Source organism: Vreelandella sp. ssv (assembly GCF_059448525.1).
The window spans coordinates 2,129,399-2,145,979 of record NZ_CM182545.1 but is presented as its reverse complement, the minus strand read 5'-3'; the positions used below and the strand labels follow the sequence as shown (position 1 = coordinate 2,145,979).

Sequence of the window (16,581 nt, the reverse complement as noted above, 5' to 3'; positions counted from 1 at the left end):
ACCCTCACTCCTGAGTGTAAGCATTCGTTGAAGAGGCGGTATGAGCATGCTGAGCGGCGCGACCACGCGGCCCGTGAAAGTAGTCTTGAACCCACTTGTCGTCGGTATCCGCCACTTTATCAATGGTATCTACGACTAATACGCGTTTTTGTGAGAGTACCGCTACCCGGTCGCAGGCGGCGTAGAGCGTATCCAAATCATGGGTAACCAGAAATACGCTGAATCCCAGCGCATCGCGAAGGGTGACCAGCAACTGATCGAAGGCCGCTGCGCCGATAGGGTCAAGCCCGGCGGTCGGTTCATCAAGGAATAGAATCTCAGGGTCAAGTGCTAAGGCGCGGGCGAGGGCGGCGCGTTTGACCATGCCGCCAGATAGCGACTCAGGAAATTGCAGCGCAGCCTGTGGCGGAAGCCCGACCAACGATAGCTTTACCCTGGCGAGGTGCTCGGCGTCTTCACGGGGTAGCCTGGCATGTTCAATCAGAGGTAGGGCGATATTCTCTTGCAGGTTCAACGAGCTAAACAGCGCACCGCGCTGAAAAAGCACGCCAAAACGCCGCTCTATTAGGCTGCGCTGTGCATCGTTAAGCTCGTTAAGGGTCGTGCCAAGGACTTCAACCGTGCCGTCATTGGGGCGCTTCAAGCCGACGATGCTGCGCAACAGCACTGATTTACCGGTCCCTGAACCGCCTACAACGCCGAGGATTTCCCCGGGTTCGAGGGTTAAATCTAAGTTTTCGTGAACCACATGAGCGCCAAAGCGATTGACCAAGCCTCGAACCTTAATGACCGGTTGGTTGTTTTGCTCTGTCGGATTATCTGAATCGATCACCAGCCCATCTCCATAAAAAATAGTGCGGCGACGGCATCAATCAGAATCACCATGAAAATCGACTGAACGACGCTTGACGTCGTGTGTTCGCCCACCGACTGTGCGCTGCCGCTGACCTTAAAGCCTTCAAGGCAGCCGATAACGGCGATCACAAAGGCAAATACCGGTGCTTTGCTAAGACCTACCAAAAAATGCGTTACCGACACATCTTTTTGCAGCGTGGTCATAAACTGGGTAAGTGAAATATCCAGGGATAGGGAGGTGACCATAGCGCCTCCCATTAGCCCGCTGAGCATACCCACGAAGGCGAGCATGGGCAGGCTAATCAACATTGCCATTACCCGTGGGAGCACCAAAAGCTCGATAGGATCTAGCCCTTGGGCCTTCAAGGCATCTATCTCTTCGTTGGATTTCATGGCGCCGATCTGGGCGGTAAAAGCACTGGCGGTTCGTCCCGCGAGTAGTATCGCAGCCAGCAGAACGCCGAACTCTCGCAAGAATGAGAACGCAACAAGATCGATGGTATAAATCGTGGCGCCAAAATCCTGCAAAACGGTAGCGCCAAGGAAAGCGACGACGGCACCCACCATAAAGGTGAGTAGCGCGACGATGGGGACGGCATTAAGACCGCTCTGCTGAATATGGGCCACAGTGGCCGTTAAGCGCCAGTGGCGTGGCCGCAATACCAAGTGGAAGAGGGTGGCCATGACAAGGCCAATAAAGGCCAACAGCTGGCGCTGCTGAGACCAAAGCCCCAGCATTTGTTGGCCCACGCTGGCAAGCGCTTGGCTAATACGCGAATAGGAGGGGGGATCAACGTCAAGCGGCGTTTCCATGGCTTCGGCAATGCGAATAAGCAGCGCCTGCTGTTCTCTCGGCAGCTCTGCTGCCCAGTCGGCTACTGCCTGCGCTTTCTCAACGCCAATCAGCTCTACAACAAGTATGGCACCGGCAGTATCAAGGCGCGTGATCGCGTCTAACGAAACGGTCTCATCCGTTGGCTTGCCAAGCTCTAAATTAATAAGCTCTGTGTGAATAAGCGCCGTTTTGATATGCCGGTAGTTGGCAAGCGTCCACTCGCCTTTGAGCGCTACTGTTTGATCATGACGCGCTATCCACTCGCTTGGCATCCCCACTCCTTGGCGCTCTTGATATCTATGCGCTTGTTTAGAAGTCTATGATGCATTCAAACGAGCGTTAGTGAAAGCCTCCCTGGCTCAAACCTACCTTATAGAGCGGTTTCTTGGCGCTAGTTCCTGCTTTATCTGGCTAGCGACTTCTTTGAGGCGTGGCCCTAGATTATTCACCAAACGATCGTGATCCAAACGCAGGCTGGATCCACCGCAGTTTATTGCCATTACTTCCGCACCGCCCTCTAATATCAGCGGCATGGCTACCGCGCTAATATCGCGCTGCCAATCTTGCTCAGAAAGGCAAAAGCCGTATTGAGCATAGTCCTTCAGGCTCTGTTGAATACCTGCTTCATAACGTGGCCATTCATTGCCATACTCGTCCGCCAGCTCTCGGAGCACTTGTCGACGGCGTTCGTCTGATAAACCGCATAGCCAGGCGCGTCCAATAGCCGAGGTAGCAATCGGTAGGCGTGAGCCTGCATCTAAACGAATAATCAGCGGGCCATGGCCATGACAGGTTTCCAGATAAACCATGTCGCTCCGGTCGGCGCCGCCCAGGCTAACGTTGCAGTCAGTGGCGTCGGCAAATTTCTGCAGATGCGGACGGGCAATTTCGCGAATGCCCATATTGGCGAGAAAACGATACCCCAAGGCTAAAACACCTGGCCCAAGGCGGTATTTTTCCAGGTGGGTGTTGTGCTGCAAATAGCCTAACTGGGTAAGGGTATAGGTTAACCGTGAAACCGTGGGGCGAGGGATGTTAGTTCGTTTAGAGAGTTCAGCATTACCTAAATACTCTTCACCAGCGCCAAAGGCGCGTAGTAACTCTAAACCGCGGGCGAGCGCGGTCACAAAGTTACGATCTTTTCCTGGCAGCTGTGGGTCGTCAGCATCAGTGTCAGTGGGGTGCATTCAGTGTCCCAACAATTGGTGGCTTATGGCGCCCAGTATCGCATATCTACTTTGGCGCAGCTGTTATGCCCATCAACGAAAAGGCGTCCGCTATAAAACTAACTCAGCGGTCAAGACGCCCAATAATGGTGGCGATACCCTGACCAACACCAATACACATAGTGACCAGCGCATAGCGCCCGCCAGTGGCTTCAAGCTGGCGTAACGCCGTTAGCGCCAGGCGCGCCCCTGAAGCGCCCAGCGGATGGCCAATGGCGATTGCACCACCATTGGCGTTCAAACGTGGGTCATCGACAGAAAGCCCCAACTGCTGCACGCAGCCAAGCACCTGCACAGCAAAGGCTTCGTTAATTTCGATAACGTCCATTTGCTCAAGGGTAAGACCCGCACGTGCAAGTGCCTTTTGCGAAGCGGGAACCGGCCCCAGGCCCATTACGCGTGGTGCAACGCCGGCAACGGCGCTGGCAACAATGCGTGCGCGGGGCGTTAAACCCACACGCTCGCCGACAGCTTTGGAGCCTACAATTAAAGCAGCCGCGCCGTCATTGAGGCCTGAAGCATTACCGGCGGTAACGACGCCGCCTTCAAAAAGTGCGCCCAGTTGGGCCAGTTTGGCTTGGGTGCTTTGCGGACGGGGGTGTTCGTCTTTATCTACCAACAATGGCGGCTGCTTGCGTCCTTGGGGAACCTCAACGCCAAACATCTCGCCGTCGTAAAAACCTGAGGCTAGCGCTTGGGCATAGCGGGCCTGGGAGCGGGCGGCAAACGCATCGCTGGCTTCACGGTCGATGTTGAGGTCGTGGGCTATGTTGTCAGCAGTTTCCGGCATGCTGTGGCTGCCGTACTCTTTGGCAATCCAGGGATTGGGAAAGCGTGAGCCAATCACCGTATCGTACATCGGCTGATTGCGAGCGTAAGGGGAGTCCGCTTTACCCAATACATAGGGCGCTCGGGACATGGACTCCACGCCACCTGCTAGAAATAGCTCACCTTCGCCCAGCCGCGCTGCCCGGGCGGCATCCATCATCGCTGCTAAGCCGCTACCGCAAAGTCGGTTAATGGTTTGTCCCGCCACTTCGATAGGCAGGCCTGCCAAGAGTGCACCATGGCGAGCCACGTTACGGGAATCCTCACCCGCCTGGTTAGTACATCCCGCCAGCACCTCTTCATAGCTCTCTGGCGCAAAAGGATTGCGGGCTACCAGTGCTTTCAGGGTTAAGCCCAGCATTTCATCTGGGCGAATAGCCGCTAAGCTGCCGCCGTGGCGACCAAAAGGGGTGCGTAAACCGTCGTAAATATAGGCGTTTTGCATGGTGTTGCTCCTTGTTGTTGGGGTGACCTTAAGCAGCGGTTAGCGACATTTGCAGTGCGGCACGGCGGCGCAGCCACGGACTTGGCCGATAGCGTGGGTCGCCGGTGGCATCAAGTAGGTTGGTCAGTATCGTCATAATGCGTGTGGCGCCGTAATGGTCGCCCATGCGCAGCGGGCCGAAAGGGTAGCCCAGGCCAAGCTCAACCGCCCGGTCTATAGTGGCGGGAGCGGCGACACCTTGCTGGGCAATGTCGGCACCGACGTTAACGATGCAGGCAATAACGCGCTGCAGAACGAAGCCGTTACTGTCGTGAAGCGTGCTCACCGGCGTACCATCGTGATTGAGCAGGCTTTGAGCTGCCTGAATAAAAGCCGTTTGAGTCATCGGTGTGGTCATTAGGCTGCGACGTTGATCAAGCCCAGCGAGCATATCCACCGCGACACACTGCTTGGCGTCGACCCCCTGGCGTAGTGCGCAGCTAGTGGTATCTTCGCCGAAAGGGGTAAGCAAACAGAGCGCTTGTTCAGACGGCTGCTTGCCGGTTTCTAACGTCCAGCCCGCCGCATTCACTAGCGCAGTGAGTGCTTTTGAGCTCTCGGGGTCTTCACGGCTAACCCATACTGGGCAAGGTGAGGCAGGCTTGATGGCCGGCTCATCCGGCATCTGCTGCTTGCCTTCTACGTAGCGGTAAAAGCCTTCGCCGGTTTTGCGCCCCAGCAAGCCCGCGGTGAGGCGTTGCCGGGTTAACGGTGAAGGACGAAAGCGCGCTTCCTCATAATACTGGTGATACACCGACTCCATTACGGCGTGGGAGACATCTAGCCCGGTAAGGTCAAGCAACGTAAAGGGGCCCATTCGGAACCCGCCTTGATCGACCATGATTCGGTCAATGGTGGCTGGGTCGGTAACGCTTTCCCCTAAAATACGCAGCGCTTCGGTACCAAAGGCACGCCCGGCATGGTTAACCAGAAACCCAGGTGTATCGGTGGCCTGGGCAGTAAAGTGGCCCATAGCTTCCCCTAAGGCATTAACCCGTTGGGTAACGTCCTCTGCAGTGCGCAGGCCAGGAATAACCTCGGCAATCTTCATTAGCGGCACGGGGTTAAAGAAGTGAAAACCGATCACTCGCTCCGGATGCTGGCAGGCGGCGGCAATGGCCGTAACGGAGAGCGAAGAGGTATTGGTCGCCAATACTGCCTGCTGGCTGACGATGCTTTCTAAATCGCTAAATAGCCCCTGCTTGGCCTCCAGTTTCTCAACAATGGCTTCGACGACAATATCGCAGGGGGCAAGGGCACTCAGCTCACGTGCTTCAATCAACCGTTGGCTATAGTGCTGTGCTTGTTCGTTAGTGATGCGCTGTTTCTCAGCGCTTCGCTGCCATAGGCCATTGATAAACGTTTTGGCTTCTTGTACAGCACCCTCCTTCACATCGAACAGCATGACGTCAAGGCCTGCTTGGGCAGCCAACTGCGCGATGCCGCGACCCATGGCGCCAGTGCCGACAATACCAAGCGTGGTGAAAGGCGAAGGTGTTGGTTCATTAGCCATACGCTAAATCCTCTCTGCAAATGGGGTCTTTTGTGTATTGTGATTCTGCATTGCAAAATGGTGTTTCAATTATTGACTGCCATCCTAGGCTATGCAAAAGTGCCTGACAAGAATAGTGGACAATAGTTTTGCTATGCAAAATATGTGTGCTGTCCACGTTTAGCACTATTTCTAATCATAAAACGCTAATGATAAAAACTGTTGCCACCAGGAGCCGTCATGATTCGCGATCCCGAATTAATTAACCAGCTTGTCGACACCATCGCCCGCTTTGTCCGTGAGCGCCTAATTCCCAATGAGGCACGTTTAGCCGAAGAGGATGCGGTGCCCCCGGAAATTCTTGCGGAAATGAAAGAGATGGGGCTTTTCGGGCTATCGATTCCAGAGGAGTACGGCGGCCTGGGCCTGACCATGGAAGAAGAAGCGCTGGTGGCGATGGAGATTGGCAAGACATCCCCCGCCTTTCGCTCGGTGTTTGGCACCAACAATGGCATTGGTGCCCAGGGTATTTTGATTGATGGTACTGACGAGCAGAAAGCCAAATATGTGCCGCGTTTGGCCACTGGCGAAATTCTTAGTTCGTTTTGCCTTACCGAGCCAGATTCAGGTTCCGACGCTGCCAGTCTGCGTACGACGGCGGTGCGCGATGGCGATCACTATATTTTGAACGGTACCAAACGCTATATCACCAATGGCCCAGAAGCCGACTTGTTTACCGTCATGGCACGCACTGATCCCTCTAATAAAGGCGCGGGCGGAATCTCAGCCTTTATTGTGGAAGGCGATACTCCTGGGTTAATCCGTGGGCCAGCGGATAACAAGATGGGGCAGAAGGGCGCTCATACCTGTGACATTATTTTCGACAACTGCCGAGTGCCCGCTGAAAATATTATTGGTGGTAAAGAGGGCCAAGGCTTTAAAACGGCGATGAAGGTGCTCGATCGTGGGCGGCTGCATATCTCAGCGGTCTGCGTAGGTGTGGCTGAGCGCTTAGTGGAAGAGTCGCTTCGCTACACCATGGAGCGTAAGCAGTTTGGCGCCGCGCTTGCTGAGCATCAACTGATCCAGGCGATGCTGGCGGACAGCAAAACGGAAGCCTATGCAGGCAAAACCATGGTGATGGATGCCGCACGACGCAAAGATGATGGTGAAAACGTCTCAACGCTGGCCTCTTGCTGCAAGCTGTTCTGCGCTGAAATGGTTGGCCGTGTGGCTGATCGTGCGGTTCAGGTGCATGGCGGTGCGGGCTATATGTCCGAATACGCGGTTGAGCGTTTTTATCGTGATGTGCGCCTATTCCGCATTTACGAAGGTACTACTCAGATTCAGCAAATCGTTATTGCCCGGAATATGGTGCGGGAGGCGTCCTAATGGCTTTGTCGGTTCCCTACCAAGCACCGGACGAAAATATTTTTGGTCGCCTTGCCAGCGAGCTGGTGGCTGAACTTCCTGACCGGCTCAGCACCCGCGTGCTTGAGAACGCCAAGCGCCTGGCTGAGCAGCCTGCCATTGTGGATGGCAACGTGCGCTGGAGCTATGCGCAGCTTGGACAGGAAATAGATGCCGCCTGTGAGTGGTTAAGCGCAATGGGTATTCGTCCGGGCGATCGCATTATGACGGTGAGTGAAAACTGTCGTGCCTTGGTTGTACTGCTGCTGGCTGCCAGTGAACTGGATGTATGGGTAGCGATCGTTAATTCTCGCCTCTCAGCACAGGAAGTTGACCTGATTCAGGGCAATTGCCTACCCAGGCGTGTGTTCTATACCTGCGATGCCTCGCCAGAGGCGTGCCAGCACGCCGAGCGTAATGCCGCTGACCGCTACCAGCATCCTCAGTTGGGCGGGCTGGCGATTTCACCGCTGTTTGAGAGTGAACCCGAGCCAGTCTGCGCAAGCGGTGCCGACCAGGTCGCGGCGATGATTTACACCTCTGGCACCACCGGCACCCCCAAAGGGGTCATGCTGACCCACCGTGGGATTCTTTATATCGCTTCGATTTCAGGTGGTATGCGCCACTTGAGTGAAGGGCAGCGGGTGTATGGCGTATTGCCAATGTCCCACGTGTTTGGCCTTTCATCTGTGTGTATGGGATCGCTGTATAACGGTGCCTGCCTATACACCGTACCGCGTTTTGATGCCGCTCAACTGTTGGCAACGCTCAAGCAAGAGCGAATTACCGTTCTCCAGGGTGTGCCTGCGATGTATGCCCGGGCGCTGGAGTTTTTAAAGCGCGAACAGCTACCGTTAGAAGCGCCTGAGCTGATTTACATCTCTGCAGGAGGTTCACCGCTAGATAGCGATACCAAGGTTCGGGTAGAGGCGGCTTTTGGCCTGACACTGCATAACGGCTACGGCTTAACCGAGGCTAGCCCTACCATCAGTCAAACGCGTATCGATGACCGTCACGCCAACAGCACCGTGGGTCGCGTGTTGCCTCTGCTGGAGTATCGTCTGGAGCCACTCAGTGACAGCGGCACTGCCGAACAGCCGGGTGACGAAGTGGGTGAGCTATGGGTGCGCGGGCCTAATATTATGAAAGGCTACTTCCGCCAGCCGGAAGCTACCCGCGCCACCCTAACCGAAGACGGTTGGCTTAATACCGGCGATATCGCCAAACTCGATCACGATGATCAACTTTATATCGTCGGACGCAGCAAAGAGCTGATTATCCGCTCAGGATTCAATATCTATCCGCCGGATGTGGAAGCGGTGATTAATCAGCATCCTGCTGTCACGCTAACCGCCGTTGTGGGTCGCCAAATCGCTGGGAACGAAGAAGTGGTGGCATTTGTGCAGTGTGAGCCTGGCGTTGAGGTGGATATGGCGGAGCTCAAGGCGTTTATCGCCGAGCGGCTTGCACCCTACAAACGGCCTACCCAAATCGTATTAATGGACACATTACCTTCCACCGCCAGCGGCAAAATACTAAAGGGTCGACTGCGGGATTTAGCTCAGCAGGAGAGCGCTTCATGAGTCAATCGGAGTCGTCTCAACAAGCGCTTATGGGCTATCACGATCTGCTGGGTATGCATGTGGTTGAGTGGCAGCAAGACCGTGCCGTGGTTGAACTCACCATTGAGCCAAAGCATCTTAACCGCAGCGGCAATGTTCACGGCGGCGTGTTGGCGTCAATGTTGGATAGCGCTCTGAGTCTTGCGGGTCTGCACTGTGATGTGCCGGGCAATATTCGTCGGGGAATGACACTGTCACTGACCACTACCTTTGTGGGGCCTGCACGGCAAGGCGTTCTGCGGGCAACGGGTACGTTGCGCGGTGGCGGCCAGAAAACCTATATGACCAGTGGTGAAATTGTCGATGAAAAGGGCAACTTAGTCGCGATGGGTGAGGGTTCCTTTCGGCGTCGCAGTGGTAGTGAATCGGCTGAGGGATTTCCGAAAAACAAACCAAGGGAGCCCGCTGAGTGAGCCCAGCCCGCCTGCGGGTCTCTTTGTTACTACTGGTCACCCTGGCAACGCTGTTTCATCTGGTGGTCGGTAGTCTGTTTTGGCAAGCGGTCGGTATCACGGCGCTGCTGCTCTATTTATCAACACTGGTGGGCAAGCTGACACGGATGGCCAACGGGTTAATCCTAGTAGCCCTCATACTATCGCTGCTCGCGCTTTGGCGATCGCCTAACCCCGGTCAGTTGCTGTTTGACGCCAGCGGCCGTTTTGCGTTTTTTGCCACCTTTGTGGTCGCGCTGAGTATGCTGCGCTTACCTGCCTATCGCTCACGTTTAGTGCGCCGCTGCGGAAAAAGCATGCTGCTTCAACCGCCCAGCCGTCGTTATCCTATTTTATCGTTAGGCTCGGCGCTGTTTGGCATCATTCTCAATATCGGCGTGCTAAACCTGTTTGCCGCTATGATTGAGAAGAGCAATACGTTAAGTGCAGCTCAAGGGCGCGTTTGGGTAAGGGAAGCTCGCCAGCGACGCATGATGCTGGCGCTGCTGCGCGGATTTTCTCTTGCTCCGCTGATTTCCCCCATGGGCATTGGGGTGGCCGTGGTACTTTCTAGCCTTCCTCAGGTCACCTGGCTACAGCTTGCGCCGTATATTTTGGGCGCAGCGGCACTTGTTTTTCTAGCAGGTTGGGCCATTGATTTTCTCACCGGACCACATCCCCCCGCCAATAAAGCCACGGTAGTCACCCCCTCGCTACGCCCGTTGGCCCAGTTTTGCGTACTGCTAATGGGGATTGTGGCGTTGGTGTTTAGTATTGCTTGGCTATTAGAACTGCGCTTACCTATTGCCGCGCTGTTAGGTGCACCCACAGGAGCGCTGATTTGGCTGGCCTTTCAACGGCGCAGGCTTGGCTATTTGGGTTTACCCGCAGCGGTTAGCGCAGTACATCGTCAGTTGCCGTGGCTGTTGTCGCCCAGTGCCAATGAGATTGTGGTGTTAGGGGCGGCTGGCTATTTGGGACATTTATGCGTCGGGTTAGTCGATACCCAGCAATTGGCACCACTACTCACTGTGTTAAACCAGTGGGGCGCCTTCAATGCCGCGCTGGCCATGCTGATGGTGGTCGGGCTGGCCCAAGTAGGCGTTAATCCTATTGTGACGGTAACGCTGCTAGTCGGCCTACTGCCGCAGCTAGCCATTGAGGGGCTAACGCCACCGCTGATTGGCTCATCGCTTATGGTCGGTTGGGCGCTAGCGCTAATGTCATCGCCGATGACGGCATCAATGCTGATTTTGTCCCGGTTTACCGGCGTACCTTCCACACGCATCGGCTACCGCTGGAACGGCCGGTTCTTGTTAGCTTCCATTCCGCTATTGGCAGCGTGGTTTGTGTGGTCGCCTTTTTAAGACGTCGCGAGATAGAGTAAGCGCTTGACCTTTAGTGGGCATTTTTCTATTGTGTTTCTTATAAAGTAAAATAATATTTCGCTATGCAAAATGGTGTAGTGGCTTTTTCATTAGAATAGAGAGTTGGCTAGTTACGCAATTGGAGCACGCCTTATGAAAATCCTCGTCGCGGTGAAACGCGTCATCGACTACAACGTCAAAATCCGCGTTAAGGCGGACCACTCTGACGTCGACCTTACCAACGTCAAAATGGCCATGAACCCCTTCTGCGAAATTGCCGTGGAAGAGGCGGTGCGCCTAAAAGAGAAGGGCGTTGCCACGGAAGTCGTCGCCGTCACGGTAGGCCCCAAAGCCGCCCAGGAGCAGCTGCGTACCGCGCTGGCGCTGGGTGCCGACCGCGCCATCCATATCGAAACCGATGAACGCGCCGAATCCCTGGCCGTGGCCAAGTTGCTGGCCAAAGTCGTCGAAGAAGAGCAGCCGGGGTTGGTGGTGTTGGGTAAACAGGCCATCGACACCGACAACAACCAGACCGGCCAAATGCTCGCCGCGCTGACCGGCCTGCCCCAAGGCACCTTCGCCTCGGAAGTCGCAGTGGACGGCGACAAGGTGAACGTGACGCGGGAAATCGACGGTGGCCTGCAAACCATCGCCCTGACGCTACCGGCGATTGTCACTACCGACCTGCGCTTGAATGAGCCGCGCTACGCCAAGCTTCCCGACATCATGAAGGCCAAGAAAAAGCCGCTGGAGGTGAAAACCCCCGCCGACTACGGCGTCGAGGTTGCCTCCAAGGTCAGTCTGCTCAAAGTAGAGTCGCCCGCCGAGCGCAAAGGCGGCGTCAAAGTCGCCTCGGTAGACGAGCTGATCGACAAACTGAAAAACGAAGCCAAAGTTCTTTGAGACAAGTACTTTGCTACAAGCGCTTTGAAAGGAGTTGATGCCATGAGCATTCTGGTACTTGCGGATCTACACGAAGGCCAACTGGCCGGTGCCACCGCCCACGTCGTGGCGGCTGCGGCAGCCATCGGTGGCGATATTGACGTGCTGGTGGCCGGGGAAGGCGTTCAAGCCGCGGCGGACGCCGCCGCTAAACTCGACGGCGTGAGCAAAGTCCGCGTTGCCGATAACGCCGTTTACGCCCACCAGCTGGCCGAGCCCATGGGCGCGCTGCTGGTGGAGCTGGCCGACGGCTACACCCACGTGCTGGCCAGTGCCTCCACCACCGGCAAAAACGTGCTGCCGCGCCTGGCCGCGCTAAAAGACGTCAGCCAGCTCTCGGACGTGATCGCCGTGGACAGCGCTGATACCTTCAAGCGTCCGATCTACGCCGGAAACGCCATCGCGACGGTGAAAAGCGACGATGCGCTCAAGGTCATCACCGTGCGCACCACTGGCTTTGATGCGGTCGGCACCAGCGGCAGCGCGACGGTGGAAGCCGTCGATACCGTGGTAGAAAACAGTCAATCCAACTTCGTCAAAGAAGAGCTGGCGAAGTCGGACCGTCCCGAGCTGGGCGGTGCCAAGGTGGTGATCTCTGGTGGCCGCGGCATGGGCAACGGTGAAAACTTCAAGCTGCTCGACGGCATTGCCGACAAGCTGGGGGCGGCGATTGGCGCCTCCCGCGCTGCGGTGGACGCAGGTTTTGTGCCCAACGACATGCAGGTCGGCCAGACCGGTAAGATCGTTGCCCCGGATCTGTATATCGCCGTGGGTATCTCGGGCGCCATCCAGCACCTGGCGGGCATGAAAGACTCCAAGGTGATCGTCGCGATCAACAAAGACGACGAAGCACCGATCTTCCAGGTGGCGGACTACGGCCTGGTGGGGGATCTGTTCGAGATCCTGCCGGAGCTTGAGAGCAAGCTGTAAGCGCAGCTAAAAGCAGTTCACGGAAGGCCCCAATCGGGGCCTTTTGCAGATTACCTCACAATAATAACCAGCGAGTTGCCCCATGCTAACGCGCCTAACCGCCTCGTTAACCCTACCGGTGATCGGTTCCCCGATGTTTATTGTTTCTGGGCCAGAACTGGTGATTGCCCAGTGCCAAGCGGGCATAATCGGTGCTTTTCCAGCCCTTAACGCCCGGCCAGCGGAAGCATTATGCGAATGGCTGCAAAAAATTACCCAAACCCTGGCTGACTATGACGAGCAACACCCCGAACAACCCTCAGCGCCCTTTGCGGTAAACCAAATCGTGCACCCCACCAATGATCGCCTAGAGCACGATGTCGCATTATGCGCTGAGTTCAAGGTGCCGCTGGTCATCACGAGTCTGCATGCGCCTAAACAGGTGGTAGAGCAGGTTCATGCCTACGGCGGGCTGGTGTTTCACGATGTGACCACGTTGCGACATGCCAAGAAGGCGATCGATGCGGGGGTCGATGGTTTGATACTGGTATGCCACGGCGCAGGTGGGCATGCCGGGCGGTTAAACCCCTTTGCGTTTGTGGCCGAAGTGCGCCGCTTTTACGACGGCCCGCTGGTGCTGGCGGGGGCGATTACCAAAGGTGAACAGATTGTTGCCGCCCAGGCGTTAGGGGTGGATTTGGTCTATATGGGTACGCGCTTTATCGCCAGCCAAGAGGCAAATGCTCAAGCGGCCTATAAACAGATGGTGTTGGACGCAGCGGCAGGCGACATTGTTTACACCAACCTGTTTACCGGCGTACACGGTAACTATCTGCGGCAAAGTATCGAGCAGGCGGGATTAGACCCCGATGCACTACCTGAAGGCGATAAAGCCTCTATGCGCTATGGCTCAAGTGGTAGTAGTAGGGCTAAAGCGTGGCGGGATATCTGGGGTGCGGGACAGGGCGTGGGCGGTATTGCCTCTATGCGCAGCGTGGCCGAAGAAGTAGCCACGCTGCGCCATGATTACCAGAAAGCGCTGGATCATTTGCGGCGGCTTTGACGAAACGCCGCCACCCGCGCGTGAAAATCTTCCGACGCTTTACACTGATCCTGAAGCTCTCCCTCTAATTGCATCGTGTCACTAAGCGAGCGCTGCGCCGCTTCCCGCAATGCGCGCTTGGTGGCACTTAACGCCTGGGGTGATTGCGCTACCAGCGCTTGGGCTAACGAACGAGCTTCCACTAACACCTGGTTATCTTCGGCGACTCGGTTAGCCAAACCGAGCGCCACGCAGCGCTCGGCAGTGATAGGTGTCGCTAGCGCCGCCATCTCAAACGCCTGGGCGTGACCAAGCTTGCGCACCAGATGCCAGCAGGCGCCCCCATCGGGGATGAGCCCAATATTGATAAAAGCAAGCTTCAGGTAAGCGGAGCGGCCCATCACCACCATATCGCTAGCGAGAACATAGGAAACACCGATGCCCGCAGCCGCACCGCTAACCGCAGCAATCACCGGTTTATTCATTGCCATTAAATTGCGCAGGGCGGGCAGAAAAAGAGTCTCCAGCCGTTCGCTGGCGGGCTGAGACGTCGCCTTCTCAAACTCCGCCAGGTCAGCGCCAGCGCAAAACGCACTCCCTTCACCGCGCAGAATCACACAGCGAACTTGCTTATTGTCAGCCACCTCCGCCAGGGCCTCATTGAGTGCCAGAGCGGTGGCTTCATTCAGGGCATTGCGTACTTCTGGACGTGCAATGGCGACTTTGACGATGCCGTTTTCAATCGCGCTGACAGTCACCAACTCGCCGACGTCATCTGGCATGTTTCGCTCCCTCATTAACTTTTCTGGCAACGTGCTCAGGCAACTTTTAACAGCTCGCTGGCCGTTTCGAGATGATAGTCGCTGTCGCCCAGGTAGTGATCGAACATGACCAGATGCTTGGCGTAGTTAGCGACATAGCACTCTTCGGTCATACCCATCGCTCCATGAAGCTGGATAGCCTGTTCGGCAATGAAGCGTGCCGATTCGCCACAGTAGGCTTTAGCTGCAGCAATTTTATAATCCCGCTCACCGGCAGGAAGAGTGAGGCTAGTGGCGGCCAAAATTGCCATCGAGCGGGACTGCTCCAGGTGTAAGTGCATATCCACCATGCGGTGTTGCAGCGCCTGGAAGGTCGAAAGCGGCACGCCAAACTGCTTACGCTCTTTTAGATAGATTAGGGTTTGATCGCAAGCCTCTTCCATTGCGCCTATAGCTTGGGCGCAGAGCGCTGCGCGACCCAGGGCCAGCACACTGGCCAGGGCCTTACTGACATCTTCGCTTAGGCAGTTTTCTGGTGGCAGCGTGACGTTATCCAGCGTCAAATCACCGGCAGGCTGGTCGTCGATAGTGCGATAGTGGTGCGTAGATATGCCCGGTGCATCAGCGGGCATAATAAATAGCCCTAGCTGGCCGTTATCTAACTGAGCGGTGACCAACGTAGCCGCAGCGGCCTCCAGGTTCAGTACCACGTCTTTTCTACCGGTTAGCTGCCATTGGCCGTCTTGCTGGGTAGCCTGGGTAGCTACCGAAAAGGCATCGTAGCGGGCGCCAATCTCCTGCCAAGCAAACGCCAATTGGTGCTCGCCCTCTAGCAGTGGTGCTAGCCACCGGGTTTGCTGCTCGCTGTTGGCGGTAAGGGCCAGCAGTTGGCCAGGTAGCACTAGGCCAGCCAAATAGGGTTCGGGCACTAAGCCGCGCCCCAATGACTGCATAATAATCATCAGGTCGGTGCCATCGCCCCCTAGCCCGCCAACGTCTTCGCTGAAAGGCATATGCAGCAGTCCCAGCTCGGCAAAGGTGCGCCATAGTGCAGAAGCGCCGTTTGAAGCAGCGGCCAGCATAGTGCGGCGCTGTTCGGGGGAAACTTGATCAGCCACCAAGCGGGTGAGCGTCTCTTCGAGCATTCGCTGCTCGTCAGTTAAAGCAAAATCCATGGTGACCTCACATATTTAAAATGGTTTTGGCGACAATACTTTTTTGTATTTCATTGGCGCCGCCATAAATCGACAACTTGCGGCGATTGAAGTACTGGGCGCTAGCGGCAGCGCTTTGGGCGCGTTCTTCATCCAGGCAGTCATCGCCATGCAGGAAATCAGGAAAAAACGGCAGTGCGGAGGGACCAAGAGCTCGGCGAGTCAGTTCACTTAGCTCCTGGCGGAGCTCTGAACCGCGCACTTTCAGAAGCGAGCTTTCTGCGCCCGGAACGCCACCGTCACGGGCTGCGGCAATCACGCGAAGATTGGTCACTTCCAATGCCATTAGCTCAAGTTCCGCTTTCACTACCCGCTGGCGGAAGCTGGGCAGCTCCAGCAGCGGTTTGCCGCGATGTTGAATCCGGCTAGCCAGGGACTTCAAGTGACGTAAGGCTTGCTTGGCGTGTCCAAGCCCTGCAATGCCCGTGCGTTCGTGGGTGAGCAGAAACTTAGCGCAGGTCCAGCCTTGGCCCTCTTCTCCGACACGGTTTTCAACGGGTACGCGAACGTTGTCTAAAAATATCTCGTTAACTTCGTGGGCACCATCCAATGTAATAATCGGCCGCACGGTAATGCCAGGGGTCTGCATATCGATCAGCAGAAAGCTGATCCCCGCCTGCTTCTTGGCATCCGGGTTGGTACGCACCAGACAGAACAGCATGTTGGCGTGCTGACCCAGAGTGGTCCAGGTCTTCTGTCCATTGACGATATAGTGGTCACCATCGCGCACGGCGCGGGTATTCAGGCCCGCCAAATCGGAGCCAGCGCCCGGCTCTGAGTAGCCTTGGCACCACCAATCCTGATTGCTCAAAATGCGCGGCAGATAGTGCTGTTGCTGCTCGGCGCTGCCGAACTTCATAATGACGGGGGCCACCATGTTAACGCCAAAGGGCACAACCGTAGGGGCATGGGCAGCGGCGCATTCTTCGTCGAAAATATGCTTCTGTACCGGACCCCAGCCAGGGCCGCCGTACTCCGCTGGCCAGTTAGACGCTAGCCAGCCCTGTTCGCTGAGAATGTTCTGCCAGCGTAGGTGATCATCGGCGCGTAGGTGACGCCCCAAGCGAACGCGTTCGCTGATATCGCTGGGCAACGCATTGACTAGAAAGTGCCGCACTTCTTCGCGAAATGCCTGCTCTTCAGGGCTAAAGGTGAGATTCATT

General features: G+C 56.2%; 15 protein-coding genes. 7 read left to right on the top strand and 8 right to left on the bottom strand.

The annotated features are described in order from the left end of the window. Positions 1–4: 4 nt before the first annotated feature. The 5 genes from AC5TBW_RS09860 to AC5TBW_RS09840 form a co-directional block, all read right to left on the bottom strand. Positions 5–829 carry an ABC transporter ATP-binding protein gene (locus tag AC5TBW_RS09860; RefSeq protein WP_495511942.1) on the bottom strand — a complete coding sequence of 275 codons (825 nt, stop codon included), beginning with the start codon at positions 827–829 and terminating at the stop codon, positions 5–7. Beyond that, entirely contained in the window at positions 829–1,962 is a 1,134-nt protein-coding gene (locus tag AC5TBW_RS09855; protein ID WP_495508421.1) for an MlaE family ABC transporter permease, read from the bottom strand. The genes AC5TBW_RS09860 and AC5TBW_RS09855 overlap by 1 nt, the downstream gene beginning before the upstream one ends. 93 nt (positions 1,963–2,055) lie before the next feature. Next, a complete protein-coding gene (locus tag AC5TBW_RS09850; protein WP_495508420.1) occupies positions 2,056–2,877 on the bottom strand; it encodes an IclR family transcriptional regulator in 822 nt (273 codons plus the stop codon). A gap of 103 nt (positions 2,878–2,980) precedes the next feature. Beyond that, on the bottom strand, positions 2,981–4,189 hold the full coding sequence (locus tag AC5TBW_RS09845; RefSeq protein ID WP_495511884.1) for a 3-oxoadipyl-CoA thiolase: 1,209 nt from the start codon (positions 4,187–4,189) through the stop codon (positions 2,981–2,983). 28 nt (positions 4,190–4,217) lie between these two features. Continuing rightward, the gene (locus AC5TBW_RS09840) at positions 4,218–5,741 is read right to left on the bottom strand and encodes a 3-hydroxyacyl-CoA dehydrogenase (protein ID WP_495511883.1); all 1,524 of its coding nucleotides are present in this window, start codon (positions 5,739–5,741) and stop codon (positions 4,218–4,220) included. Positions 5,742–5,960: 219 nt separating this feature from the next. On the opposite strand from AC5TBW_RS09840, the gene AC5TBW_RS09835 reads away from it, so the two are divergent. The 7 genes from AC5TBW_RS09835 to AC5TBW_RS09805 all read left to right on the top strand — a co-directional run bounded on the left by AC5TBW_RS09835 (position 5,961) and on the right by AC5TBW_RS09805 (position 13,464). Continuing rightward, positions 5,961–7,112 carry an acyl-CoA dehydrogenase family protein gene (locus AC5TBW_RS09835; RefSeq protein ID WP_495511882.1) on the top strand — a complete coding sequence of 384 codons (1,152 nt, stop codon included), beginning with the start codon at positions 5,961–5,963 and terminating at the stop codon, positions 7,110–7,112. Next, positions 7,112–8,713 carry a class I adenylate-forming enzyme family protein gene (locus AC5TBW_RS09830; protein WP_495511881.1) on the top strand — a complete coding sequence of 534 codons (1,602 nt, stop codon included), beginning with the start codon at positions 7,112–7,114 and terminating at the stop codon, positions 8,711–8,713. The genes AC5TBW_RS09835 and AC5TBW_RS09830 overlap by 1 nt, the downstream gene beginning before the upstream one ends. After that, the gene (locus AC5TBW_RS09825; RefSeq protein ID WP_495511880.1) at positions 8,710–9,165 is read left to right on the top strand and encodes a PaaI family thioesterase; all 456 of its coding nucleotides are present in this window, start codon (positions 8,710–8,712) and stop codon (positions 9,163–9,165) included. Before AC5TBW_RS09830 ends, AC5TBW_RS09825 begins: the two co-directional genes overlap by 4 nt. Beyond that, on the top strand, positions 9,162–10,550 hold the full coding sequence (locus AC5TBW_RS09820) for a hypothetical protein (protein WP_495511879.1): 1,389 nt from the start codon (positions 9,162–9,164) through the stop codon (positions 10,548–10,550). Before AC5TBW_RS09825 ends, AC5TBW_RS09820 begins: the two co-directional genes overlap by 4 nt. Positions 10,551–10,703: 153 nt before the next feature. Next, on the top strand, positions 10,704–11,453 hold the full coding sequence (locus tag AC5TBW_RS09815) for an electron transfer flavoprotein subunit beta/FixA family protein (RefSeq protein ID WP_495511878.1): 750 nt from the start codon (positions 10,704–10,706) through the stop codon (positions 11,451–11,453). 42 nt (positions 11,454–11,495) lie between these two features. Continuing rightward, positions 11,496–12,422 (top strand): electron transfer flavoprotein subunit alpha/FixB family protein, encoded by a 927-nt coding sequence (locus AC5TBW_RS09810; RefSeq protein ID WP_495511877.1) that lies wholly within the window; start codon positions 11,496–11,498, stop codon positions 12,420–12,422. Positions 12,423–12,504: 82 nt separating this feature from the next. Next, positions 12,505–13,464, top strand: a complete 960-nt coding sequence (locus AC5TBW_RS09805; protein WP_495511876.1) for an NAD(P)H-dependent flavin oxidoreductase — start codon at positions 12,505–12,507, stop codon at positions 13,462–13,464. On the opposite strand, the gene AC5TBW_RS09800 is transcribed toward AC5TBW_RS09805, so the two are convergent. The 3 genes from AC5TBW_RS09800 to AC5TBW_RS09790 are packed head-to-tail and all read right to left on the bottom strand — an operon-like array spanning position 13,446 to position 16,580. Further along, on the bottom strand, positions 13,446–14,225 hold the full coding sequence (locus AC5TBW_RS09800; RefSeq protein ID WP_495511875.1) for an enoyl-CoA hydratase/isomerase family protein: 780 nt from the start codon (positions 14,223–14,225) through the stop codon (positions 13,446–13,448). The genes AC5TBW_RS09805 and AC5TBW_RS09800 overlap by 19 nt on opposite strands. A 35-nt stretch (positions 14,226–14,260) precedes the next feature. After that, the gene (locus tag AC5TBW_RS09795) at positions 14,261–15,379 is read right to left on the bottom strand and encodes an acyl-CoA dehydrogenase family protein (RefSeq protein WP_495511874.1); all 1,119 of its coding nucleotides are present in this window, start codon (positions 15,377–15,379) and stop codon (positions 14,261–14,263) included. A gap of 7 nt (positions 15,380–15,386) precedes the next feature. Then, positions 15,387–16,580, bottom strand: coding sequence for an acyl-CoA dehydrogenase family protein (locus AC5TBW_RS09790; RefSeq protein ID WP_495511873.1), 1,194 nt, complete (start codon positions 16,578–16,580; stop codon positions 15,387–15,389). Position 16,581: the final 1 nt, after the last annotated feature.